Source organism: Brevundimonas nasdae, from assembly GCF_016654005.1.
In the GTDB taxonomy this organism is placed as follows: domain Bacteria; phylum Pseudomonadota; class Alphaproteobacteria; order Caulobacterales; family Caulobacteraceae; genus Brevundimonas; species Brevundimonas nasdae.
In genome coordinates, this window is record NZ_JAEPWN010000011.1 from 1 (window position 1) to 20,828 (window position 20,828).

25 protein-coding genes are annotated in these 20,828 nt (G+C 66.3%); 13 read left to right on the forward strand and 12 right to left on the reverse strand.

Translation table 11 applies throughout. The annotated features are described in order from the left end of the window. Positions 1–91: 91 nt before the first annotated feature. Positions 92–760 carry a J domain-containing protein gene (locus JKF87_RS15065; protein WP_201100714.1) on the reverse strand — a complete coding sequence of 223 codons (669 nt, stop codon included), beginning with the start codon at positions 758–760 and terminating at the stop codon, positions 92–94. Positions 761–805: 45 nt separating this feature from the next. On the opposite strand from JKF87_RS15065, the gene JKF87_RS15070 reads away from it, so the two are divergent. The 7 genes from JKF87_RS15070 (at position 806) to JKF87_RS15100 (ending at position 9,394) form a co-directional block, all read left to right on the forward strand. After that, positions 806–1,102 (forward strand): BolA family protein, encoded by a 297-nt coding sequence (locus JKF87_RS15070; protein WP_201100804.1) that lies wholly within the window; start codon positions 806–808, stop codon positions 1,100–1,102. A gap of 88 nt (positions 1,103–1,190) precedes the next feature. Next, positions 1,191–3,014 carry a response regulator gene (locus JKF87_RS15075; RefSeq protein ID WP_201100715.1) on the forward strand — a complete coding sequence of 608 codons (1,824 nt, stop codon included), beginning with the start codon at positions 1,191–1,193 and terminating at the stop codon, positions 3,012–3,014. A 124-nt stretch (positions 3,015–3,138) separates the two neighbouring features. Beyond that, positions 3,139–3,606 carry an RcnB family protein gene (locus tag JKF87_RS15080; protein ID WP_201100716.1) on the forward strand — a complete coding sequence of 156 codons (468 nt, stop codon included), beginning with the start codon at positions 3,139–3,141 and terminating at the stop codon, positions 3,604–3,606. A gap of 109 nt (positions 3,607–3,715) precedes the next feature. Next, positions 3,716–5,413 (forward strand): cisplatin damage response ATP-dependent DNA ligase, encoded by a 1,698-nt coding sequence (locus tag JKF87_RS15085; protein ID WP_201100717.1) that lies wholly within the window; start codon positions 3,716–3,718, stop codon positions 5,411–5,413. A 45-nt stretch (positions 5,414–5,458) separates the two neighbouring features. Then, positions 5,459–6,382: a mechanosensitive ion channel family protein gene (locus tag JKF87_RS15090; RefSeq protein ID WP_201100718.1), complete on the forward strand. Its 924-nt coding sequence runs from the start codon at positions 5,459–5,461 to the stop codon at positions 6,380–6,382. Beyond that, positions 6,382–7,398: a threonine aldolase family protein gene (locus JKF87_RS15095; protein ID WP_201100719.1), complete on the forward strand. Its 1,017-nt coding sequence runs from the start codon at positions 6,382–6,384 to the stop codon at positions 7,396–7,398. Before JKF87_RS15090 ends, JKF87_RS15095 begins: the two co-directional genes overlap by 1 nt. A 151-nt stretch (positions 7,399–7,549) precedes the next feature. Then, on the forward strand, positions 7,550–9,394 hold the full coding sequence (locus JKF87_RS15100) for an ABCB family ABC transporter ATP-binding protein/permease (RefSeq protein ID WP_236261438.1): 1,845 nt from the start codon (positions 7,550–7,552) through the stop codon (positions 9,392–9,394). Here the strand turns inward: JKF87_RS15100 and JKF87_RS15105 are convergent. The 6 genes from JKF87_RS15105 to JKF87_RS15130 form a co-directional block, all read right to left on the reverse strand. Beyond that, positions 9,382–9,858, reverse strand: coding sequence for a chemotaxis protein CheE (locus JKF87_RS15105; protein WP_201100721.1), 477 nt, complete (start codon positions 9,856–9,858; stop codon positions 9,382–9,384). The genes JKF87_RS15100 and JKF87_RS15105 overlap by 13 nt on opposite strands. Further along, the gene (locus JKF87_RS15110; RefSeq protein ID WP_201100722.1) at positions 9,855–10,409 is read right to left on the reverse strand and encodes a response regulator; all 555 of its coding nucleotides are present in this window, start codon (positions 10,407–10,409) and stop codon (positions 9,855–9,857) included. Before JKF87_RS15110 ends, JKF87_RS15105 begins: the two co-directional genes overlap by 4 nt. Positions 10,410–10,488: 79 nt before the next feature. After that, entirely contained in the window at positions 10,489–11,436 is a 948-nt protein-coding gene (locus JKF87_RS15115; RefSeq protein WP_201100723.1) for an acetyl-CoA carboxylase carboxyltransferase subunit alpha, read from the reverse strand. Between the two features lie 91 nt (positions 11,437–11,527). After that, a complete protein-coding gene (locus JKF87_RS15120; protein WP_201100724.1) occupies positions 11,528–11,722 on the reverse strand; it encodes a type II toxin-antitoxin system HicA family toxin in 195 nt (64 codons plus the stop codon). A 167-nt stretch (positions 11,723–11,889) separates the two neighbouring features. Next, positions 11,890–12,114 (reverse strand): DUF1902 domain-containing protein, encoded by a 225-nt coding sequence (locus JKF87_RS15125; protein WP_201100725.1) that lies wholly within the window; start codon positions 12,112–12,114, stop codon positions 11,890–11,892. Positions 12,115–12,131: 17 nt separating this feature from the next. Next, positions 12,132–13,034 (reverse strand): tyrosine recombinase, encoded by a 903-nt coding sequence (locus JKF87_RS15130; protein ID WP_201100726.1) that lies wholly within the window; start codon positions 13,032–13,034, stop codon positions 12,132–12,134. 125 nt (positions 13,035–13,159) lie between these two features. Between JKF87_RS15130 and JKF87_RS15135 the strand changes: the two genes are divergently transcribed. Genes JKF87_RS15135 through JKF87_RS15145 form a run of 3 tightly spaced genes read left to right on the forward strand, consistent with a single transcriptional unit; the run spans position 13,160 to position 15,410 of the window. Continuing rightward, on the forward strand, positions 13,160–13,726 hold the full coding sequence (locus JKF87_RS15135; RefSeq protein ID WP_201100727.1) for a shikimate kinase: 567 nt from the start codon (positions 13,160–13,162) through the stop codon (positions 13,724–13,726). Further along, on the forward strand, positions 13,723–14,826 hold the full coding sequence (gene aroB / locus JKF87_RS15140; RefSeq protein WP_201100728.1) for a 3-dehydroquinate synthase: 1,104 nt from the start codon (positions 13,723–13,725) through the stop codon (positions 14,824–14,826). The genes JKF87_RS15135 and aroB overlap by 4 nt, the downstream gene beginning before the upstream one ends. Then, on the forward strand, positions 14,826–15,410 hold the full coding sequence (locus JKF87_RS15145; protein WP_201100729.1) for a GNAT family N-acetyltransferase: 585 nt from the start codon (positions 14,826–14,828) through the stop codon (positions 15,408–15,410). The genes aroB and JKF87_RS15145 overlap by 1 nt, the downstream gene beginning before the upstream one ends. A 214-nt stretch (positions 15,411–15,624) precedes the next feature. Here JKF87_RS15145 and JKF87_RS15150 read toward each other — a convergent pair whose 3' ends face one another. Then, entirely contained in the window at positions 15,625–16,050 is a 426-nt protein-coding gene (locus JKF87_RS15150) for an MliC family protein (RefSeq protein ID WP_236261426.1), read from the reverse strand. A gap of 41 nt (positions 16,051–16,091) precedes the next feature. Further along, positions 16,092–16,550, reverse strand: coding sequence for a tRNA adenosine(34) deaminase TadA (tadA, locus tag JKF87_RS15155; protein WP_201100806.1), 459 nt, complete (start codon positions 16,548–16,550; stop codon positions 16,092–16,094). A 12-nt stretch (positions 16,551–16,562) separates the two neighbouring features. Between tadA and JKF87_RS15160 the strand changes: the two genes are divergently transcribed. From JKF87_RS15160 to rsmD, 3 genes are read left to right on the forward strand one after another with little or no spacing between them, the layout of a single operon-like run. Then, a complete protein-coding gene (locus JKF87_RS15160) occupies positions 16,563–18,176 on the forward strand; it encodes a pseudouridine synthase (protein ID WP_201100730.1) in 1,614 nt (537 codons plus the stop codon). A 22-nt stretch (positions 18,177–18,198) separates the two neighbouring features. After that, positions 18,199–18,624 (forward strand): GFA family protein, encoded by a 426-nt coding sequence (locus tag JKF87_RS15165; RefSeq protein ID WP_236261427.1) that lies wholly within the window; start codon positions 18,199–18,201, stop codon positions 18,622–18,624. 3 nt (positions 18,625–18,627) lie between these two features. Then, the gene (gene rsmD / locus JKF87_RS15170; RefSeq protein WP_201100731.1) at positions 18,628–19,203 is read left to right on the forward strand and encodes a 16S rRNA (guanine(966)-N(2))-methyltransferase RsmD; all 576 of its coding nucleotides are present in this window, start codon (positions 18,628–18,630) and stop codon (positions 19,201–19,203) included. Here rsmD and JKF87_RS15175 read toward each other — a convergent pair. From JKF87_RS15175 to JKF87_RS15185, 3 genes are all read right to left on the reverse strand, one after another. Next, positions 19,186–19,461, reverse strand: a complete 276-nt coding sequence (locus JKF87_RS15175; protein ID WP_201100732.1) for a YjhX family toxin — start codon at positions 19,459–19,461, stop codon at positions 19,186–19,188. The genes rsmD and JKF87_RS15175 overlap by 18 nt on opposite strands. A gap of 175 nt (positions 19,462–19,636) precedes the next feature. Beyond that, positions 19,637–20,218: a hypothetical protein gene (locus tag JKF87_RS15180; protein WP_201100733.1), complete on the reverse strand. Its 582-nt coding sequence runs from the start codon at positions 20,216–20,218 to the stop codon at positions 19,637–19,639. Then, positions 20,215–20,733, reverse strand: coding sequence for an RNA polymerase sigma factor (locus JKF87_RS15185; RefSeq protein WP_201100734.1), 519 nt, complete (start codon positions 20,731–20,733; stop codon positions 20,215–20,217). The genes JKF87_RS15180 and JKF87_RS15185 overlap by 4 nt, the downstream gene beginning before the upstream one ends. Between the last annotated feature and the right edge of the window lie 95 nt (positions 20,734–20,828).

The window sequence follows — 20,828 nt, forward strand, 5'->3', positions numbered from 1 at the left end:
GCTCGTCCGTCAGCCAATACAGGTCACTCATGATCCAGACTCCTCAGGAGCCTGAATCAGATCGCGCGCCTCACATCAATGGGTCCTGAGCCTAGGCCAGTCCGGCTTTCTTCAAGGTCTTGTAGGCCTTGATGACCCGCTGCAGCTTGGCTTCCGCGCCGCGATCACCGCCGTTGGTGTCGGGGTGAAAACGCTTCAGCATGTCATGGTACTGGGCCTTCACCTTTTCCTTGTCGGCGCCGGGCTCAAGGCCCAGGTCGGCCAAAGCCGTACGTTCCAGCTTGCCGACACGGCGATCTTCGGTCGGGGACTGCGGGGCCTGATCGCCGCGCCGTCCGAACAGGCCGAAGCTGTCCCGCCATGAGCCGGCGCCGGTGTTGTTGGCCGTGCCCATCTTGGCCGAGAAGGCGGCGGCTTCACGCGTGAACTTGCCCGCCTTCATCTCCCACGTCGGGCGACCGCCGGTCATGGCTTCGTTCTCCTGGGCGGCGCGGACTTCGCCTTCGCTCATCCCGGCGTAGAAGTTCCAGCCCTTGTTATATTCGCCCGCGTGCGCCTGGCAGAACTCATAGAAGTCGTTCAACCGCTCGCGCGATTTCGGCGCCTTGGCGGCAGCCGCCTTGCGGCAGTCCGGCCACTGGCACGGCTTCTCGCCCGGCTTGAGGTGAAGCACGTCAGCCTGGGCGGCCTCTTCCTCGGGCTTGGGCGGCTTCACGCGGATATCGGTGAAGCGTGGCTTGTATTGAAATGAAGCGGACATCACACGAAGTGTAGGGCCGAATTGGACGGCATCAAGGAAACGATCATGTCGGAAGGCCCCGTAGCGGCGATTATCCGTGAAAAACTCACCGCCGCGCTGTCGCCGCAACGGCTGGAGCTTGAAGATGACAGCTGGCGCCACGCCGGTCACCACCATGAAGGAGGCATGGACGCCAAGCCCGGCGGCGAGAGCCACTTCAATCTAGTGATCGTGTCGCCGGTTTTCGAGGGACAGTCACGGGTTGCACGTCAGCGGACGGTGAACGCCCTGTTGCGCCCTGAACTGGCTGGGCCGGTTCATGCCTTATCAATCAAGGCTTTAACCCCATCTGAGGCCTCTTAAGCCCCAGGTTTCAGGCAAGACTATTGTTCACTTCGTCTTAGAACCTTCGTTCTAGCGTTGCACCACCAACAGAAGGTGGGGCTGATCGATGGTGGAGACTGACGGCGTCGCAAGAGCGATTCCCGCAGAACAACGGGTCGGCGACGCAGCTCAGGCTCTGACCGCCATTCTGCAGACCCAATACCTTCGTTATCTGATCATCGCCTCCTGGGCACTGGGCCTTTTGGCGACGGTCGGTTGGTGGCAGGCGATTCTTTGGTTCATTCTGACGCTGGGCGCCGGTTCGTTCCGGGGCTGGGTCGAGCATCGCCTGCGCAATCAGGTGGACAATGGCGCGGGCTGGGGCCTGGTGTTCCCGGTGGTCGCCACGGCGACGACCGGCGCATGGGCGGTGGCCCCGTTGATGGCCTGGTTCTCTCCTTCCGGCTTTGGCCAGCCGCTGGCCCTGGCGCTGATCATCTCCGGCTATGTGCTGGTCTTTGCGCAGCTGCGCAGTTCGCCACGACAGGCGGTGATCATATCGTCGCCCTATGGCGCGGCGGCGACCATCATCCTGTTGAGTCTGTGGGGCACGCCGGAATTCTGGTCGATGCTGGGTGTCCTGCCGTTCACGGCGGCCGGGCTGTTCGTGCTGGTGACCATGACCATGCTGCGCGAAGAGCGGATTCTGGCCTTCCAGACCCATCAGGCTCACCTGATCGCCGAACTGGAAGCGGCGCGGGACAGAGCCAATGCGGCCAATGACGCCAAGTCCAACTTCCTTGGCGTGATTTCACACGAGTTGCGCACGCCGATGAATGGCGTTCTGGGCGCGGCCCAATTGCTGAGCGCCACGCGGCTGGAAACGACTCAGCGGGAATATCTGTCGATCATCCGCAATTCGGGCGACAATCTGCTCAATCTGCTGAACGACATCCTCGACATGACCAAGATCGAGGCGGGCAAGATGAATTTCGAGGTCGTCGATGTCGTCATGGAGGACCTCCAAAAGCGCATCACCGGCCCGTTCGAGGCCCAGGCCGAGGCCAAGGGGCTGAGCTTCGTCACCGTGCTGGAGGGTGATCTGCCGACCATCGTGCGGGGCGATCCCCTACGGGTCTGCCAGGTGGTGCAAAACCTTCTGTCGAATGCGGTGAAGTTCACCGAATACGGCCAGGTGCGCTATCTGGTGCGGGGAGAGCGGATTTCGGCCCAGCGGGTGCGGTTCGATTTCTCCGTCACCGACAGCGGCGCCGGGATCTCGTCAGCGGATCTGGAGCGCCTGTTCCAACCCTTCACCCAGGTCGATGCCTCGTCCACGCGTCGTTTCGGCGGCACGGGTCTGGGCCTGACCATCGCGCGGCGCATGGCCAACATCATGGGCGGCGACATCGCCGTGACCTCAAAACTGGGCGAAGGTTCGACCTTCACCCTTTCCGTCGAGGCCGAGGTGGTGGAGTGGGCCAAGCCTGCCCCTGTCGAGAAGGCCAAAGACAAGGCCGGATCGGGCCAGGGCATGCGTGTTCTGGTAGTCGAGGACCACCCCGTGAACCGCATGATTCTGGAGGCGTGGATGAGCACGTCATCCCACATCACAGCCACCGCGGAAAACGGCGTTCTGGCCATCGAGGCGGCGAACGAACAACCGTTCGACCTGATCATCATGGATGTGAACATGCCCGTCATGGACGGGCTGACCGCCACGCGCAGCATACGCAACGGCGCAGGGCCCAATGCAGAGACGCCTATTGTCGTCCTGTCGGCCTCGGCCCGGAACGAAGATCATGAGGCGGGGCTGGAGGCTGGCGCCGACGCCTATCTGAACAAGCCTATCGATTTCGCCGCCCTGGCCGATCTGATGGGGCGGGCGTCGGGCGGTCGCGCCGTGGTCAGCGGCAAGGCCCCGATGACGGAACACTCCGCCGCCGCCTGATTAAGGCCGAAACGCGGTGGGCGCCTGAACGGGAGCCGACGAGAACGGTTCAGATGAGCCTCAGACGCCAGGGTCCATTCTGCGGGTCAGTCGAAATCGTTCGGCCGCAGATGGAGACATCGCCATGACCAAGCTTCTCACCGCCGCAGTGGCCGCTGTTCTGGCCACGACGTCCTTGGGCGCAGCAGGTGCAGCCTCGGCACAGTCGCGCAATGACCACCGCTATGAGCAGCGCCAGGATCATCGCAACTATCGCCCCAATCCGCATCAGAACCAGCGTCCCGCCCCGCGTCACGACCAACGCGACTATCGCCAGGATCAAAGGGACTATGCGCGCTGGCAGCAGGCGCAGCGCCGCTATAACGCCCCGCGTTATGTCGCGCCGCGCGGCTATGCCACCCGCAGCTGGAGCTATGGCCAGCGGATGCCGTCCTATTATCGCACCAGCAACTATGTGGTGAACGACTACAGCCGTTACGGTCTGCGCGCCCCGCCTCGCGGCTATCAATATGTCCGCAGCGGCAATGACGTGGTGCTTGCCGTCGTTGCAACGGGTCTGGTCACAGCCGTGATTGCCGGTCTGTTCAACTGATCAAGGCTTGAGCGCTGAACGCCCCGGAGGGAAACCTCCGGGGTGTTTTTCGTTGTGGTTTGACGGCGACGCGTCCGGCGCCCAGAATCGGCGCTCTGAATGGATCATCATGCGCGCCTTCGCCGAGCTTCTGGATCGTCTGTCGCTGACGGCGTCGCGCAACGCCAAGCTGGTTCTGGTGCGCGACTACCTGCGGGCGACGCACGATCCTGATCGCGGTTGGGCGCTGGCGGCCTTGACCGGGGACCTGGGCTTTGATGCGGCCAAGCCCGCGATGATCCGCAAGGCGGTGGAGGCGCGGGTTGATCCGGTGCTGTTCGGCTGGTCCTATGACTATGTCGGCGATCTGGCGGAGACGGTTTCGCTGATCTGGCCCGCGCCGATCGATCACCGCCCCAATCGAGAGCCTGAACTGTCGGAGGTGGTGGACGCGCTGAACCGCGCCGGGCGAAACGAGGTCCGCCCTCTGATCGAAGGCTGGCTGGATGCGCTGGAGCCGAAGGGGCGCTGGGCCTTGTTGAAGCTGGTGACGGGCGCCCTGCGCATCGGCCTGTCCGCGCGTCTGGCCAAGACAGCGGCGGCCATGATCCGGCCCGATGCTGTGTCAGCGCCGCCAGACCCTGATGGAGATGAACGGACGCAGAGCCTCGCCCCTGTCGATGTTTCGGACATAGAGGAGGTCTGGCACGCCATCGACCCGCCCTATGTCGATCTGTTCGCCTGGCTGGAGGGCAGGGCGGAGCGGCCCAGTCCTGATGCGCCGGGGCGGTTCCGGCCGGTCATGCTGGCGGTGGCGCTGGATGAGGCGGCGGATTTCGCCAAGCTGTCGCCCGCCGACTACGCCGCTGAGTGGAAGTGGGACGGCATCCGCGTCCAGGCGGTGCGCGAGCAGGGCGTGGCCAAACTCTATTCGCGCACCGGCGACGAGATTTCCGGCGCCTTTCCCGATGTGATGCAGGCCCTGACGTTCGAGGGGGCGATTGACGGCGAACTGCTGGTCATGCGCGAAGGCCAGCCTGCGCCCTTCGGCGACCTGCAGCAGCGGCTTAACCGCAAGACCGTGGATGCCAAGCTTATGGTGGCGCATCCGGCGGGCGTCATGGCCTACGACCTGCTGGCCGCGGACGGCGAGGATTTGCGTTCGTTGCCCCTGACCGAAAGACGGACGCGGCTGGCGGCGGTGGTTGCGCAGCACGGCGGCGAGCGGCTGCAACTGTCGCCTCAGGTTGAGTATGCGGATTGGGGCCAACTGGCCAGATTGCGCGCCGATCCGCCGGTCGGCGCGGCGGCGGAGGGGCTGATGCTGAAACGCTGGGACAGCCCCTATCTTGCGGGGCGTCCCAAGGGGCCATGGTTCAAATGGAAGCGTGATCCGCATGTCATTGACGCCGTCCTGATGTACGCCCAGCGCGGACACGGCAAACGCTCCAGCTTCTATTCCGACTACACCTTCGGCGTCTGGACCGAGGAGGGCGCGCTGACGCCGGTGGGCAAGGCTTATTTCGGCTTCACCGACGAGGAGCTGAAACAGCTCGACAAGTTCGTGCGCGATCATACGGTCGAACGGTTCGGCCCGGTGCGGTCGGTGCGGGCCGAGCGGAACTTCGGCCTGGTGCTGGAGGTGGCGTTCGAGGGATTGCAACGGTCCAGCCGCCACAAGTCCGGCGTCGCCATGCGCTTCCCGCGCGTCAGCCGCATCCGCTGGGACAAGCCTGCGCGTGAGGCGAACACGATCACCGATGTGATGGCTTTGCTGGACGCCATCGAGGGCGGCGGCGGGCGGGTCGCAAAAAGCCTGAAAAACTGACTTCCCAGGGCTTCCAATCGCCTGCCGACGCGTTAGACCCGGCCTATGTTCACCAACGCCCCCCCGATAGCTGAGGTCGTCACGGAAGCGCGCCAGGCTTTCGCCGTCGACGCCGCCATGCTGGCCAAACTGACGGATGCGGCCGGCGATCTGGCCATCAATCTGAGTGTCGCGGCGCTGATTTTCGTAGCGACGATCTTTGCGTCGAAATGGGCATCGGGCGCAGCGTGTCGTGCCTTGTCGCGGGTGCGCGGCTTCCGGCATGACCCCACCGTCCTGACCTTCGCCGTTCAGGTGGTGCGCGTTGTCGTCATCATCATCGGCATGATCGCGGTGCTGCAGCGTCTGGGCGTGCAGACGACCTCGATCATCGCCGTTCTGGGCGCAGCGTCTCTTGCGGTTGGTCTGGCCTTGCAGGGCACCCTGTCGAACGTGGCGTCGGGGATCATGCTGCTGGTTCTGCGGCCCTACCGCGTCGGGGATGTGGTCGATGTGGGCGGCATGTCGGGCACGGTGCAGCGTCTGGACCTGTTCACCACCCAGTTGTCGAACAGCAACAACCACAAGATCGTCATTCCGAACTCCAAGGTCTTGAGCGACCCTCTGACCAACATTACCGGCCAGAAGACCCGCCGGATCGAGATCAAGTTCGGCGTCGGCTATGGCGACGATCTGAACAAGGCGCGCAACGTGCTGGCGGATGTCGCCAGCGCGCACCCAAAGATCCTGAAAGACCCCGCACCCTGGACCGGCGTCACCGCCTTGCTGGACAGTTCGGTGCAGATCACGCTTCACGCCTGGGTCAACGTCGGCGACTGGTGGCAGGCGCAGGCGGACATCATGCAGGGCGGCAAGGAAGCCTTGGATGCGGCGGGGATCGACATCCCGTACCCGCATCAGGTCGCCATACCCTATGAAAATGAAACCTCGGCGTCGCGTTCTGCGCCGACGGACGGAAAGACGGCCTGATGCGTTACGACTTTGGTTCCGACAACACCGCTGGCATGGCGCCGAGCGCGGTTGAGGGCCTGATCCGCGCCAACTCGGGGCATGTCCCCGCCTACGGCCGTGACGAGATCACCGAACGCGCCGCCGATCAGATCCGTCAGCGCGTGGACGCCGACGCCGAAGTGCGCTTTGTCTTCAGCGGCACAGCGGCCAACGCCATCGCCCTGTCGATGCTGGCCTTCCCATTCGAAGCAGTGCTGGCGCACAACGCGGCCCACGTCTGCACGGACGAGACGGGCGCGCCGGGCTTCTTTGGCCAGGGCGTGGGCCTGATCGGTCTGCCGGGTTTTTCGGGCCGGATTGATCCGTTGGCCTTGCGCGCGCAACTGGCCGAGCCTGAGGTCGCCCACCGCCAGCCGCCTGCGGCTCTGTCCGTCACCCAGGCCACGGAATACGGCACAGTCTATACCGAGGAAGAACTGCGTCAGTTGATCGAGCCCGTGAAGGCGCTGGGTTACGGCGTGCATATGGATGGCGCACGGCTGGCCAACGCGGCGGCGGCAGGGTTTGACCTGAAGGATATTCCGCGTCTGGGCGTCGACATCCTGGTGTTTGGCGGAGCCAAGGCGGGCGCGAACTGCGCCGAGGCCGTCGTTCTGTTCGACAAGTCACTGGCGCGGCGGTTCGACAACCGGCTGAAACAGGCGGGGCAGGTGGCGTCCAAGGCGCGTCTGCTGGCCGGGCCGATGCTGGGACTGCTGGAGAGCGGCGATTGGGAAAGCGGCGGCGCGCACGCCAACCTGATGGCGCGGCGTCTGGCGGATGGCATCGTGACACGGTCGCGGTTCGTCCTGGCGCATCCGGTCGAGTCCAATGCGGTCTTCGTGCGGATGTCGGACGACGCCCACGCCCGCCTGAACGCCGCCGGTTGGGCCTGTTATCAGTTCGACGATGGGTCGGTGCGTTTCGTCTGTTCGTGGGCGACGACTGAAGAGGTTGTCGATGAACTGCTTGAGGCGATTTCCGCGATTAGCTGACCGGGCGTGGCAGGCCGAGGGCGCAAGTCACTGTTTAGGCCGGATTTGTCCACCTGAAATCAGGCGTGGCCTTTCGGCGGCCCTATAGGGCGTCCATATGCGGATCATGGCGATACGCGGCGAACGCTCGGGAGGTCGGCGCGACCCCATGATGAAGGCTCAACAGGCCGGAACCCTTCAGGACAAGACTGATGGTCCGCCCATGCTGCAGGCGTTGGCCGATCTGTCGCGTCTGGTGGCGCGCTCGGGCGCGTCGCACCTGCGACTGAGGCTGGCGTTCGCCGTCATACTGACATTGGTGGGCAAGGGGCTGGGCGTGCTGGCGCCCCTGGTGCTGGGTGCGGCGGTCAACAAACTGGCGGCCGGGCAGGGCGCAGCGGTCGCCATGGGCTGGGGCTTTGCCGCCTTCGCCGTCGGCTGGACCCTTATTCGCTTTCTGTCGGCCAGCGCGCCCCTGGTGTCCGATGTCGTCTTCGCACCCGTTCGCGCGGCGGCCCAGCGGGCGACGGCGGCGGAGGCCTTCGCCCATGCCCTGAGCCTGTCGCTGGACTTTCATCAGACCAAGCGGTCCGGCGCCCTGTCGCGGACAATGGACCGGGGTTCGCGCGCGGTGGACTTCCTGCTGCGGATTCTGGCCTTCAACCTTGTGCCCACGGCGGTCGAGTTGGCGCTGGCGGCGGCGGTGCTGGGCGGCAAATATGACTGGCGGTTCGCCGCCGTGGCCGTGGTGGTCGTCGTGATCTACACGGTGGCGACCTTCTCCATGTCCAACTGGCGGCTGGAGCACAGGCGCGTCATGAATGCCGCCGATTCCGAGGCGGCGGGCGTCTCGGTGGACGCCCTGCTGAACTATGAGACGGTCAAGTCGTTCGGCGCAGAGGCGCGGGCGGCTCAGACCTATGATCGGGCGCTGGGCGACTACACCCAGGCCTCGTTGAAGGCGAACACCTCGCTGAACCTGCTGAACGGCATGCAGGCCCTGATCATGAACCTGGGGCTCGGCGTCATGGCCGTGATGGCCGGGTTCGAGGCCGCGGCGGGGCGGATGGGGCCGGGGGATGTGACGGCCGCGGTGCTGATCATGATCTCGCTGTATGCGCCGCTGAACATTCTGGGCTTCGCCTATCGCGAAATCCGTCAGTCCTTCATCGACATGGAGGAGATGCTGAAGGTCACGCGCCAGACCCCGCAGGTCGCTGATGCGCCGGACGCTGTGGATCTGCCCCGTCCAGTCGATGCGCGGGGCGCAGCCGTCGAGTTCGAACACGTCGGCTTCCGCCACGATGCGCGCGCCAACGGGCTGGAGGACGTCAGCTTCTACGCCGCGCCGGGCACGACGACGGCTCTGGTCGGCCCCTCAGGCGCGGGCAAGTCGACGATCGTCAAGCTGGCGCTGCGTCTGCTGGATCCGCAGGAAGGCCGCGTTCTGATCGACGGTCATGACGCGCGTCAGGTGACCCAGGCTTCGTTGCGGGCTGCCGTCGCCCTGGTGCCGCAGGACGTGGCCCTGTTCAACGACAGCATCGCCGCCAACATCGCCTTTGCGCGTCCCACCGCCAGCGAGGCCGAGATCTGGGCGGCGGCGGAGGCGGCGGAGCTGTCGGACTTCATCCGTGGTCTGCCTGAAGCCATGGAGACGCGTGTGGGCGAGCGCGGGCTGAAACTGTCGGGCGGCGAGCGTCAGCGCGTCGGCATCGCCCGCGCCCTGCTGGCTGATCCCTGCATTCTGATCCTTGATGAAGCGACCAGCGCCCTGGACAGCCGCACGGAGGCGGCGATCCAGAAGACCCTGCGCCGCGCACGTTCGGGCCGCACGACCCTGGTGGTGGCCCACCGCTTGTCCACCGTTGCGGATTCCGATCAGATTCTGGTGCTCAAGGCCGGGCGCATCGTCGAACGCGGGGCGCACCATGAACTGGTCGCGCGCCAGGGCGGGGAGTATGCGGCTCTGTGGCGCAAACAGACGCGTGGCGGAAAGTCGGCTCAGCCCGCCTGATCGCCTGACGACAGCTTGTGCTTCAGAACCTCATGCAGGTTGCTGAGGATGAGGGTGCGCGCCTCAGCGTCCTGCGGCGGCAGGGCCAGCAGCAGTTTCATCGCCTGGGCGTGGACTGTGACGATCCGCCAGTCAAAGCCGCCCTGGCGCGGGGCGGCGTCCAGAAGGTCGCACAATCCCTTGGCGGCTGTGCACAGGTCGTCCATCGCAAACGGGTTGGCCGCGTCGATGATCTGGCTCGATGCGGCGTAGGCCAGGTCCAGACGCACGGCCTCCGGCAGGTCGGGAGATTGGGGCGCAAGAAGCGCGGCGATGCCGTCACCGATGATGGCGCGGGCCTGATCCTTGTGGACCTCAAGATTGGCCGACGCCTTGGCCAGGGCCGAGCCGACGCTGACGCCGCCAGGACGATCGACCATTTCGGCCAGACGCGAGCGGCGTTGGGTATGGGTGATGACAGTCACAGGCTGATACTCCCGCCTTTTCTACCCGTGTTCTTCATGTTGGCGCGGCGTTCCTCGCCATCCCAGATCTCGTTTCGGAACCGTCTGTCGGGGCCGAAATAGTCTCCGACCTCCAGGAACGGCCGATTGTCCCGAGCGATCCAAAGAATCCGCTCCAGCAACATGCCGGCGCTGAACGGCTTGGTGACGACGAAATTGGCGCCGCAGTCCCGCGCACGCTTCAACTGGGCGCGCTTGATATGGCTGGCTGTCATGATGACAGGGGCGAAGGCGTTGGGATTGGGTGCAGAGCGCCGCAGCCAGTGGACCAGTTCGAACCCGTCGATGTCCGGCATGGCGGTGTCGACGATCAACAGATCGATCGGCGTATCCTGCAGAATCTGCTTGGCTTCGAGGCCCGAGCCCAGGGTGAAGGCCGGGCGGATGCCGAAGCCGGACAAGGCGCTGGAGGTCAGGGTCATGGAGAAGGGCGAATCGTCCACCACCATGGTCACCGCGCCCTCAAGATTGAAGATCGCGCTTTCGCGAAGGGTGTCGCCCAGCATTGTCATGGCCGGTCGCCCGCCTTCATGTCCTCAACCTGCAAAGCTTGGCAGGTTGAGGTGGATAGTCGGTTAACGGCGTTCGTTTTTACAGGGCGCCGATGGCGTAATAGCGCTCGGCCCGCTGCTTCTTGATCTGTTTGGGCGACAGGCCTTCGAAGCTCTTCAGTTCTTCCGCCAGCACATTGCCGACGTTGATCAGGGCCGCCTTGCGGTCGGCGTGGGCGCCGCCCAGGGGTTCTTCGATCAGGCGGTCGACGATCTTCAGATTGATCAGGTCGGGGCCGGTGATTTTCATGGCCATGGCCGCGTCCTTGGCCCGCGTGCCGTCGCGCCACAGGATGCCGGCCGCGCCTTCTGGCGAGATGACCGAATAGATCGAATGCTCCAGCATCAGCACGCGGCTCGCGGCGGCGATGGCGATGGCGCCGCCCGAACCGCCTTCGCCGGTGATGGTGGCGATGGAGGGGACGCCCAGCGTCAGGCACCGCTCGGTCGAGCGGGCGATGGCTTCGGCCTGACCGCGCTCTTCTGCGCCCAGGCCCGGATAGGCGCCGGCGGTGTCCACGAAGCTGAGGACCGGCAGGCCGAACTGCTCGGCCATGTCCATCAGGCGCACCGCCTTGCGATAGCCTTCAGGCCGGGCCATGCCGAAGTTGTGGGTGATGCGGGTGGCGGTGTCGTGGCCCTTTTCATGGCCCATGATCACGACTGGACGGCCCCGGAACCGCGCCAAGCCGCCCAGAATGGCCTGATCGTCGCCGAACTGACGGTCGCCGTGCAACTCGTTCCAGTCGGTGAACAGGGCCTCGACATAGTCGATGAAGTGCGGACGCTGCGGGTGGCGCGCGACCTGTGTCTTCATCCAGGGGTCCAGCCCGGCGTAGGTCTTCTTGCGAAGCTGCTCCGCCTTCTTGCGCAGGCCTGCGATTTCCGATTCGAACGAGCCCGAAGTTTCGGACAGGGCCGACAGTTCGTCGATCTTGGCTTCCAGATCGGCGATCGGCTTTTCGAAGTCGAGATAGTGCGTGGCCATAAAGGCGTCCGGGAACAGCGGGGGCCGAAAAGCGCCCCTAGGGAAAGGCGGGGGAAACTAAAGAGGTCAGCGCCGCGCGGCAAGCGGTGGTTCAGAAGGCTTTGGGTAAGCCAGCCTGTTTGAGGACGTTGTTGGCGGTATGGCGGCTTTTTGAGCGCGGAACGATCACGGAATGAGGGTGATCCGGATGCCGCCACTTTTCGTGACTGCCCTTGGCGTTCTCGATACGCCGCCATCCTGCGGCGAAGAGCAGAGCGGTCAGTTCGGGGTAGAAGTCCTTGGGCATCTGCGCGGCCTTTCGTCTTTCAATCCGTGCAGCTTGTTCGAGCCAGGTAAGGGGGCGGACGAAAGATTGCAAAAGCCCAATAAATACAACCTGAGAGGGGGCGGGTGCTGTGTGAAGTGTCTGATTTATTTAAGGTAAGGACGCCAAATGGGGGAGCGGACGGAGCATCAAGCGACGACGACGTTGAAGCCGCCTTCCGCTTCGAAGCGCACTGGAACCGAGCCGTGGATGCCAAGATTTTCTGTGAGAAGTTCCGGCGCAAAATGTCGGGCGAGATTCTCGAACTCACCGAGCGTCGCCGTTTCCAGCACGAGCCCAATGATATTGGACTCGCTGCACCAGACACCCGCTTCGGGATCCCAGATCGCCTTGACGTAAAAATCCTTGGCCATGGGCGGAATATGCGCCCTCAGTCGTCTCGCGCCAAGGGGTGGTTCTGTTGCACCACCTGGGCCAGCCGGTCCGTCGCGACGTGGGTGTAGATCTGTGTGGTGGCGATGTCGGCGTGACCCAGCAGGGTCTGGACGACCCGCAGGTCGGCGCCGCCCTCCAGCAGATGGGTGGCGAAGGCGTGACGCAGGACGTGGGGGCTGACGCGCGACGGGTCGATCCCGGCGGTGATGGCGGCCTCATCCAGCAGTTGGGCGAAGCGGCGCGGCGTCAGATGGCCGGACCGCCCGGAGGAGGGAAACAGCCACGGACTGTCCGGCGCATCCGGTTTACGTTTGGCGTCGCGGGCGATCAGCCAGGCCTTGACGGCCTCGCGGGCTGCGGTGTTCAGCGGGGCCAGCCGTTCCTTGCCACCCTTGCCGCGCACGATCAGATAGGCGGGATCGCGCCGCACGGCCTCGACCTTCAATCCCAGCAGTTCCGACACGCGCAGCCCCGAGGCGTAGGCCATCTCGACCAGGGCGACCAGACGCAGGCCTGCAGCGGCGTCACGGGCGGCGGAGGCGGCCAGCAGGCGGTCGATCTCGTCGCGGCTCAAAACCTTGGGCAGGGACCGGCCCTGTTTGGGCGCATCCAGCCGACGCGACGGGTCATCGGTGCGCCAGCCCTCGGCCAGAGCGAATCGGTAGAACTGGCGTGCGGCGGACCGCCTGCGCGCGGCAGTGGCGGCGGACAGGCCGCGTCGCGACAGATCGGCGAACCAGCCCTCAACCGCTTCAGCATCCGCCTTCATCAGTCCGCCCGCGGCGGACAGCGCCGTCTCCGCGTCGGAAAGGTCGCGATGATAGGCCGACAGGGTGTGGGGCGAGGCGTCACGTTCGACCGCCATCATCTCCAGAAAAGCTTCGATCTGCGGCGTCATTGCGCAATCCATGCCGTGAACGGATGGCGCACGGTCGGGCTTGGTGTAGAGGTTTTCCCGATCATGCCTGCCTGCGCCTTCGCCCTCGCCGTCCTATCGACCGTCCGTTCCGCCGGAGCCGCCGGATGAGGCGGCGTGCGAATCCCGGACCGAACCGCACCATAGCCCTGGTCGGGCTGATGGGCGTGGGCAAATCGTCGGTGGGGCGCAGGCTGGCCAATCGGCTGAAACTGCCGTTCGCCGACGGCGATGTCGAAATCGAATCGGCGGCCGGAATGACGGTGTCCGAGATTTTCGCCGCCCTGGGCGAAGAAGAGTTCCGGGCCGGCGAGGCGCGGGTCATGCGCCGCCTGCTGGAAGGCCCGCCCATCGTGCTGGCGACGGGCGGCGGGGCGATGATGAACGCCGAGACGCGGGCGCTGCTGAAAGAGCGCGCCGACACCGTGTGGCTGCGCGCCGACCTGTCGGTCATCGCCGAGCGCGTGGCGCGCCGCGACACTCGACCTCTGCTGCGGGACAAGGACCCGCTGCAGGTGCTGAGCAGCTTGGCCGAGGCGCGCTATCCCATCTATGGCGAGGCGGATGTGACCGTGGACGTGGGGCAGGGCTCTCATGGACAGGCGGTTGACGCCATTCACAAGCACCTGCGCCGGCACTGGCGGCAGAGGCGTCGTGCGGAGACGAGAAAATGACGACAATCCCGGTCAGCGGCGGGGCCTTTGCGGCCTATGACGTGGTGGTGGGGCGTGGGCTGCTGGCGGAGGCTGGTAAGCATGTCGCGCCTATCGCCAAGGGCCGCACAGTCATCATCACCGACCAGACGGTGGCGGCCATTCATGCCGAGGCGCTGATGGCGTCGCTGACGGCGGCGGGTGTTCGCAGCGAGGTCGTGGCGGTCCCGGCCGGAGAGGGATCGAAGTCTTTTGCTGAACTGGAGCGGGTGCTGGATCGCCTGCTGGAGATCGGGCTGGACCGCAAGGATGTGGTCATCGCCCTGGGCGGGGGCGTCGTGGGCGATCTGGCCGGTCTGGCGGCGGCGCTCTACATGCGCGGCATCGATTTCGTGCAGATCCCGACGACCCTGTTGGCGCAGGTGGATTCGTCGGTTGGCGGCAAGACAGCCATCGACACGCCGCGCGGCAAGAATCTGGTTGGCGCCTTCCACCAGCCGCGGCTGGTGCTGGCTGACATCGATGTGCTGGCGACCCTGCCGGAGCGCCAGGTGCGTTCGGGCTGGGCCGAGGTGCTGAAGCACGGGCTGATCTGCGACGCCGCCTTCTTCGACTGGCTGGCGGGCGAAGGCGCTGCGGGCGCGTCAGGTGATCCGGCTGCGCTGGAACGGGCGGTGATCCGCTCGGTCGAGATCAAGAGCGCCGTGGTCGGTGAGGACGAGAAGGAAGCCGGACGTCGCGCCCTGCTGAACCTGGGCCACACCTTCGGCCACGCGGTCGAGACGGAAGTAGGCTTTGACGAAGGTGCGCTGGCGCACGGCGAGGCGGTGGCCCTGGGTTGCTGCATGGCCTTCCGCTATTCAGCGCGCGAGGACCTGTGTTCGACGGAGGATGTCGCGCGGGTGGAGGCGGTGATCGCGGCGGCGGGTCTGCCGACACGGCTGGAGCAGGCGGGCACGTTCGAGGCGGATCGCTTGCTGGCCCTGATGGCGGGCGACAAGAAGGCCGAGGGTGGGGCGCTGACCCTGATCCTGGCGCGTGGAATCGGCGAGGCTTTCGTCGCCAAGGGAGTCGACGCGGCCAAGGTCCGGGCCTTCCTGATCGAAGAAGGCGCATCCTGATGCAGATCGCCACGACGGTTCTGGAAGACCGGTTCGTCCGACTGGAGCCGTTCACCGACGCCCTACGTGACGAGGTGCGCGTGGCGCTGGACTGCGACCCCGCCGCCTGGGAGATCATGGTCACGGCGGCGCACGGCGAGCATTTCGACGGCTGGTGGGCCTCGGCTCTGGCGGCCATGCGGGCCCGGACGCGGATCGCCTATGCGGTGCGGCGTTTGTCGGACGACGTGATCGTCGGCACGACCAGCATCTATGAGATCAATCCCGCCTATCGCCGGTGCGAGATCGGCTCAACCTTCTATCGCCCTGAGGCGCGCGGCGGCCCGATCAACCCGGCCTGCAAACGCCTGCTGCTGGGTCACGCCTTCGCCTCAGGCGCGATCCGCGTCGAGATCATCACCGACGCCATCAACCCGCAGAGCCAGGCCGCGATCCTGAAACTGGGCGCCAAGGCCGAAGGCGTGCTGCGTCGGCATAAGATTACGTGGAAGGGCCGGGCGCGCGATACGGCGGTTTTCTCGATCCTGGACGACGAATGGCCGACCGTGCGGGATCGTTTGGATCGCCGATTGGCGGGATTCTAGGCCCAATCGACATTCAGTGCGCCGCCCTCCTAATTCGTCATTCCGGGGCGAAGCGAGGCGAAGAACCCGGAACCCAGGGCCACAATCGCTTGGCTAAAGGCGTTCGACGCCAGATGCACGTCTCCTGGGTTGGCTGCTACGCGCCGCCCTTCGGGTCCGGGTTCGTCCTTTGGACGCCCCGGAATGACGGTTCGAGGCTAAATATCGATTGGACCTAGTCCACCGCCCGGCACTGGGTCGGCTGGCGGCCTTCGACGGACCAGGTGGCCAGAACGCCCTTGCCGCGCAGTTCGACGTTGGAGGCGCGGTACCAGATGCCGTCGGCGGCGCGTTCCTGGAACAGGTCGACCGCTTCGCCGGATGAGTTGCGGACGGTGGCCATCTGGCGCGGATTGTCGAAATCGACCGACAGACGTTCGCCGTTGTCGCACAGGTAAACCGTGTGGACGACGCGGTTCAGGGTGCGGTCCTGGATCTCGGCGCCCGTGCGCTGGCGGGCGGTCTGTGCGTCGATGGCGCGTTGCTTGACCTCGTCGCCGGTGCGCGGCGCCTGGTTCGGATTGGGGCCGCACGCCGCCAAAAGACTGAGAACGGCAAGGCCGCTGAGCGCGACTGACGATGGCAGGCCCGACTTCGACAAGGCGATCTCCTCATGGCGACGGCGCCGCTTGGCGCCGCGTCTTAACGTGCGCCCCTTGCAGCCGTTCCCCGCCTTTGACGGAAGAAGGCCTTGAGCAGGCTGGACGATTCCTCGCTCAGAAGACCTGAGTCCGTCGTGGGACGCCAGTGGCATGTGGGCTGTTCGAACAGGCGCGGGCCGTGGATGACAGCGCCGCCCTTGGGGTCGTCCGCCGCCCAGACGACGCGGCCGATGCGGGCGTGGCTGATGGCCCCCGCGCACATGGCGCAAGGCTCGAGCGTCACATAGAGCGTCAGATTGGTGAGACGGTAGTTCTCCAGCGCCGTCGCTGCGCGGCGCATGGCCACGATCTCTGCGTGTGCTGTGGGGTCGTGGGCTGCAATCGGACCATTGGCGCCGGTCGAAATTACCTCACCTGAGGCAGGATCGACAAGAATTGCGCCTACTGGCACCTCTCCTGCGTCTGCCGCCGCTTGCGCTTGGTCCAGCGCCATGCGCATGAACCGCTCATCATGGTCCGCCATACAGACGACAACGACAAGAAGCCCCGCGCCCGTCAAGACGAACGGTCGCCTCGGCCCTTTAAATCCTCCGGTCCCCGCAAGAGCGGTGACGGGACGAAATCCTTTGGCGACAAGCCACGCAGCCCTCGCGAAGACGGCCCAAAGCGTTTTGGCGACAAGCCGAACCGGGCAGGGGCGGGCGACCGTCCACGTGCCGACAGGGGGGCTGGCCGAGACGGAAAACCGTCCAAGACGCCGGAAACCCCGCTACGCGCCGAGCGAATCGCCAAGGCGATGGCCCGCGCCGGCATCGCCTCGCGCCGCGAGGTCGAACGCCTGATCGGTCTGGGCAAGGTGGCGGTCAACGGCCGCATCCTGGACACGCCCGCGACCCTGGTGACACGCGATGACGTGATCACCGTGGACGGCAAGCCCATCGGCTCGACCCAATCCACCCGCGTGTGGCGCTATCACAAGCCTGCGGGCCTGCTGACCAGCCATAACGACCCGGCGGGCCGCCCGACGGTGTTCGACGCCCTGCCTGCGGGTCTGCCGCGCGTGATCTCGGTCGGACGACTGGACCTCGCGACCGAGGGCCTGCTGCTTCTGACCAACGACGGCGAACTGAGCCGGGCGCTGGAGCTGCCCTCGACGGCGCTGGTGCGTCAGTACCGGGCGCGGGCTCGGGGCAAGATCACCCAGGCGCAACTGGATGCGCTGAAGGAAGGCGTCGTCGTGGACGGCGTCTCCTATGGTCCCATTGAGGCCACGCTGGACAAGGCCAAGGAAAGCAAGGCCGACGACGGCCGTGCGCCCGCCAACCTGTGGATCTCGGTCTCGATCACCGAGGGCAAGAACCGCGAAGTCCGCAAGGTGCTGGAATCGGTCGGCCTGACGGTCAACCGCCTGATCCGCCTGGCCTATGGCCCGTTCCGTCTGGATGTGCTGCCGATCGGCTCGGTCGAGGAAGTCGGCCCGCGCGTGATCCGCGAACTGCTGGGCGACTATATCCGCCCCGAGAACCTGCCGACCGGCAACACGGTCGAGACGCCTGCGCCCATCCCCGGTCGCCGGATCTCGACGCCTATCGTCAAGGGGCGCTCGGGCTCGGCCATGTCGGACCCGTCGCGCAAACCCAGCCGCGTCCGCGCCGCCGAAACCGCCCAGGCTGATGCCGTCGAGCGCCGCGAGCGCCCGCCGAAGAAGGAAGGCTGGGCCAAGGCGGCGCCCAAGACCAGCCACCCCAAGCGCACCTTCAAGCCGCGCGAGGGCGCGCCGACCGACGGCGAACGTCCAGCACGCAGCTTCCGCCCGCGCGAAGACGGCGACCGCCCCGCGCGCGCCTATACGCCGCGTGAGGATGGCGACCGTCCGGCTCGCGCTTTCAAACCCCGTGAGGGCGCACCGTCGCGCGGCGGCGATGGTCCCAAGCGGGAATTCAAGCCGCGCACGGCTGGCCCTGACGGTGGCAAGCGCGACTTCAAGCCACGCAGCGGCGGATTCGGCGCCGGCGCGTCGAGCGGCCGCGACACCCGCCCCCCACGCAGCGGCGGCGGCAAGCCTGCAGGGCCTTCGGGGACCAGCGGGCGCGGACCGGGCGGCAAGCCCCGCACCCCGCGCTAAGGCCGGTCGGAGGATCTGACGGATGGATACGACTTCTGACGCGTCGGTCGCTGGTCGCTGCCTGTGCGGCGGCGTGCGGTTCACCGCCACGCCCAAGGGCGGCATGCACGCCTGCCACTGCGAGGCCTGCCGCAAGATCTCCGGCGGGGTGTCGCTGAGCGTCGATTGCGGCGACAGCGTCGTGGTGGAGGGCGAGGTCGCATCCTATGCCTCGTCGGAATGGGCGGAACGTCAGTTCTGCCCGACCTGCGGCTCGGGCCTGTTCTGGCGTCTGCGTGCGGGCGGCATGACCATGGTGTCGGTCCAGGCCTTCGACGACCCCGGCGCCTTCGTGTTCGAGGATGAGGTCTGCATCGACCGCAAGCCCGGCAACTATGCGATGGCGGGCGACCGTCCACGCATCACCGAGGCCCAACTGATGGCGATGTATGCGCCGTCGGACGCCTGATCCATGCGCATCGTCGCGGGATCGCTGAAGGGCCGGGCCATTGTCGCGCCGGAGGGGCAGAACACCCGCCCCACGTCCGACCGGGCGCGGCAGGCCGTGTTCAATGTGCTGGAACATGCGTCCTGGGCAGAGTCCCTGCAGGGCGCGCGGGTCATCGACCTGTACGCCGGTTCGGGCGCGCTGGGTTTCGAGGCTGTCAGCCGGGGCGCGGCCTTCTGCCTGTTCGTCGAGATTGAAGACGAGGCGCGCGGCGCCATTCGCGAGAACGCCGACGCCTATGGCCTGATGGGGCGCACGCGCGTGCATCGGCGCAGCGCCACGGACCTGGGCGTGCGTCCCGGCTCGGCGGGCGAGGCGTTCGACATCGCCTTCCTCGATCCGCCCTACGCCAAGGGGCTGGGCGAGCAGACGCTGCTGCGCCTGACCGAAGGCGGCTGGCTGAAGCCTGGCGCCATCGTGGTGTTCGAGCGCGGCTCGGACGAGCCGGACATCGACACGCCCGGCTATGAACGGTTGGACGCACGCGACTATGGCGCCGCGCGCGTCCTGTTCCTCAGGGCCCTAGAAGCCTCGCGCTGAGGTGCGGTTGTCCAGTTGGCTGCGCAGGCGGCTCAGGCCGTCGCGATTGACCACATAGGGACCGCCGCCGCGCGACATGATCACGCGTTTGCGTTTCAGGCTGCGCCACATGGTCAGATCACAGCCGTCCAGCACCCAGCCTTCGCGGGTGAAGCAGCGGGCGGCGATGATGCGGCCCTGATCGTCACGCTCCAGCAGGATGCGTCCACCCTGGGCCAGGGCGTGAAGCGTGCGTTGTTCCGCACGGGAGATGTTCATTTCAGTATTGTCCGGGACAGGCGTCGTCATGCGCCCGGCGTCGATCATTCAGACGCGGGGCGTTGCGTGCGGCCTCAGACGTTTTTCAGCGTCCGGGCCTCAGGCCGTGAACACATTCTCAGACATAAAAGTCCCAACAGGTGAGGCGCCAGCCTAGCCAGACGCCGCAAAGGTTTCAATCCGTGCGCGACGCATCGGACAGGGCGGACAGCGCCTCCTCATACGCCGCCATCCGCTGTCGGCAGCGCCGGGCGTGGCGCAGGTACAGGCCGATGCAGATGACAAGAAAGACGCCAAAACCCAGCATCATTCCCGCATCGGCGCCTGGCGAGCCTGGCAGCAGGGTCTGGACCACCGCCAGGAAAACCATCGCCGCGATGCTGATCGCCACCCCCGCCCAGGCCCAGCGATAGCCGGTGCGGGCCTGGGCGATGGCCGAGCGCAGGGCGGCCTGCGGCGTATCGGTCAGCAGGCCGGGGGCGCCGCGCCGGGACCACAGGGTCATGGCCAGCGCAAATCCGACGAAGCCCAGCGCCACGAACGCCGCAGACCACGGCAGGCCCCGCGCCCAGCTGCTCCAGATAACCACGGCGACGACCGCGACGCCGCCCGCGATTTCGCCTGCGAAGTTCAGCCGCGCAAGACGGTCGCGTCTTTGCAGATCGCGGATCAGGCCGGGGGCCAGCGCCGGTTCGTCGGCGACGGGCGCGGTCCAGGCCTGGGTCAGGTCGGACCAGTCGTCTTTGGGATCGGTCATGGGCGAACCTCCGGGGCGGGGGCGGCGGGATTGAGCGCCTCGCGCAGGGCGGCCTTGGCGCGGGTCAGGCGGATGGAGACGGCGTTGGCGTTCAGGTCCAGCATCTCCGCGATCTCTGCGGGGGCGAAACCTTCCAGCGTCAAAAGGGCGGGCTGGCGCAGCGGCAGGGGCAGGGCGCGCACAGCCTGTTCCAGCCGTTGGTGCATGTCGCGCGTCTCGGCGGCGTCATGGGGCGTGGGGTCGTTGCTGGGGGCGGCCTCGTCCAGAGGCTGGCGGCGGGGTTCGGCCGCCTCGCGCGCCACATGGGTGACGGCGCGGTTATGGGCCACGCGTGCGATGAAGGCGCGCAGCGGCGCCTCGCCCCGGTGTTTGGGCACGGCGCGCCAGACGGCCAGCAGGATCTCCTGCTCCAGTTCGCGGCGGCGTTCGCGATCCGCCTCATAGCCGGACGCGATCCGGCGCAGCATGGCGCCATGCTCGCTCAGCAGGGCCTCAAAACTCTGGTCGCGTCCCAAGCGCGGCGCCCTCCGTGAAATCGCTGGTGGGGAAATCGTCGGTCGGGATGAAAGACTCAGCAGATCGCCGAGACTTTCACCTCAGGCGTCGAAAA

What these genes read in the sequence shown, in the direction of transcription:
- JKF87_RS15065 (WP_201100714.1), bottom strand. Translation starts at nt 760, where the DNA reads ATGTCCGCTTCATTTCAATACAAGCCACGCTTCACCGATATCCGCGTG.
- JKF87_RS15070 (WP_201100804.1), top strand. Translation starts at nt 806, where the DNA reads ATGTCGGAAGGCCCCGTAGCGGCGATTATCCGTGAAAAACTCACCGCC.
- JKF87_RS15075 (WP_201100715.1), top strand. Translation starts at nt 1,191, where the DNA reads ATGGTGGAGACTGACGGCGTCGCAAGAGCGATTCCCGCAGAACAACGG.
- JKF87_RS15080 (WP_201100716.1), top strand. Translation starts at nt 3,139, where the DNA reads ATGACCAAGCTTCTCACCGCCGCAGTGGCCGCTGTTCTGGCCACGACG.
- JKF87_RS15085 (WP_201100717.1), top strand. Translation starts at nt 3,716, where the DNA reads ATGCGCGCCTTCGCCGAGCTTCTGGATCGTCTGTCGCTGACGGCGTCG.
- JKF87_RS15090 (WP_201100718.1), top strand. Translation starts at nt 5,459, where the DNA reads ATGTTCACCAACGCCCCCCCGATAGCTGAGGTCGTCACGGAAGCGCGC.
- JKF87_RS15095 (WP_201100719.1), top strand. Translation starts at nt 6,382, where the DNA reads ATGCGTTACGACTTTGGTTCCGACAACACCGCTGGCATGGCGCCGAGC.
- JKF87_RS15100 (WP_236261438.1), top strand. Translation starts at nt 7,550, where the DNA reads ATGAAGGCTCAACAGGCCGGAACCCTTCAGGACAAGACTGATGGTCCG.
- JKF87_RS15110 (WP_201100722.1), bottom strand. Translation starts at nt 10,409, where the DNA reads ATGACAATGCTGGGCGACACCCTTCGCGAAAGCGCGATCTTCAATCTT.
- JKF87_RS15115 (WP_201100723.1), bottom strand. Translation starts at nt 11,436, where the DNA reads ATGGCCACGCACTATCTCGACTTCGAAAAGCCGATCGCCGATCTGGAA.
- JKF87_RS15120 (WP_201100724.1), bottom strand. Translation starts at nt 11,722, where the DNA reads ATGCCCAAGGACTTCTACCCCGAACTGACCGCTCTGCTCTTCGCCGCA.
- JKF87_RS15125 (WP_201100725.1), bottom strand. Translation starts at nt 12,114, where the DNA reads ATGGCCAAGGATTTTTACGTCAAGGCGATCTGGGATCCCGAAGCGGGT.
- JKF87_RS15130 (WP_201100726.1), bottom strand. Translation starts at nt 13,034, where the DNA reads ATGACGCCGCAGATCGAAGCTTTTCTGGAGATGATGGCGGTCGAACGT.
- JKF87_RS15135 (WP_201100727.1), top strand. Translation starts at nt 13,160, where the DNA reads ATGAGGCGGCGTGCGAATCCCGGACCGAACCGCACCATAGCCCTGGTC.
- aroB (WP_201100728.1), top strand. Translation starts at nt 13,723, where the DNA reads ATGACGACAATCCCGGTCAGCGGCGGGGCCTTTGCGGCCTATGACGTG.
- JKF87_RS15145 (WP_201100729.1), top strand. Translation starts at nt 14,826, where the DNA reads ATGCAGATCGCCACGACGGTTCTGGAAGACCGGTTCGTCCGACTGGAG.
- tadA (WP_201100806.1), bottom strand. Translation starts at nt 16,550, where the DNA reads ATGCGCATGGCGCTGGACCAAGCGCAAGCGGCGGCAGACGCAGGAGAG.
- JKF87_RS15160 (WP_201100730.1), top strand. Translation starts at nt 16,563, where the DNA reads ATGGTCCGCCATACAGACGACAACGACAAGAAGCCCCGCGCCCGTCAA.
- JKF87_RS15165 (WP_236261427.1), top strand. Translation starts at nt 18,199, where the DNA reads ATGGATACGACTTCTGACGCGTCGGTCGCTGGTCGCTGCCTGTGCGGC.
- rsmD (WP_201100731.1), top strand. Translation starts at nt 18,628, where the DNA reads ATGCGCATCGTCGCGGGATCGCTGAAGGGCCGGGCCATTGTCGCGCCG.
- JKF87_RS15175 (WP_201100732.1), bottom strand. Translation starts at nt 19,461, where the DNA reads ATGAACATCTCCCGTGCGGAACAACGCACGCTTCACGCCCTGGCCCAG.
- JKF87_RS15180 (WP_201100733.1), bottom strand. Translation starts at nt 20,218, where the DNA reads ATGACCGATCCCAAAGACGACTGGTCCGACCTGACCCAGGCCTGGACC.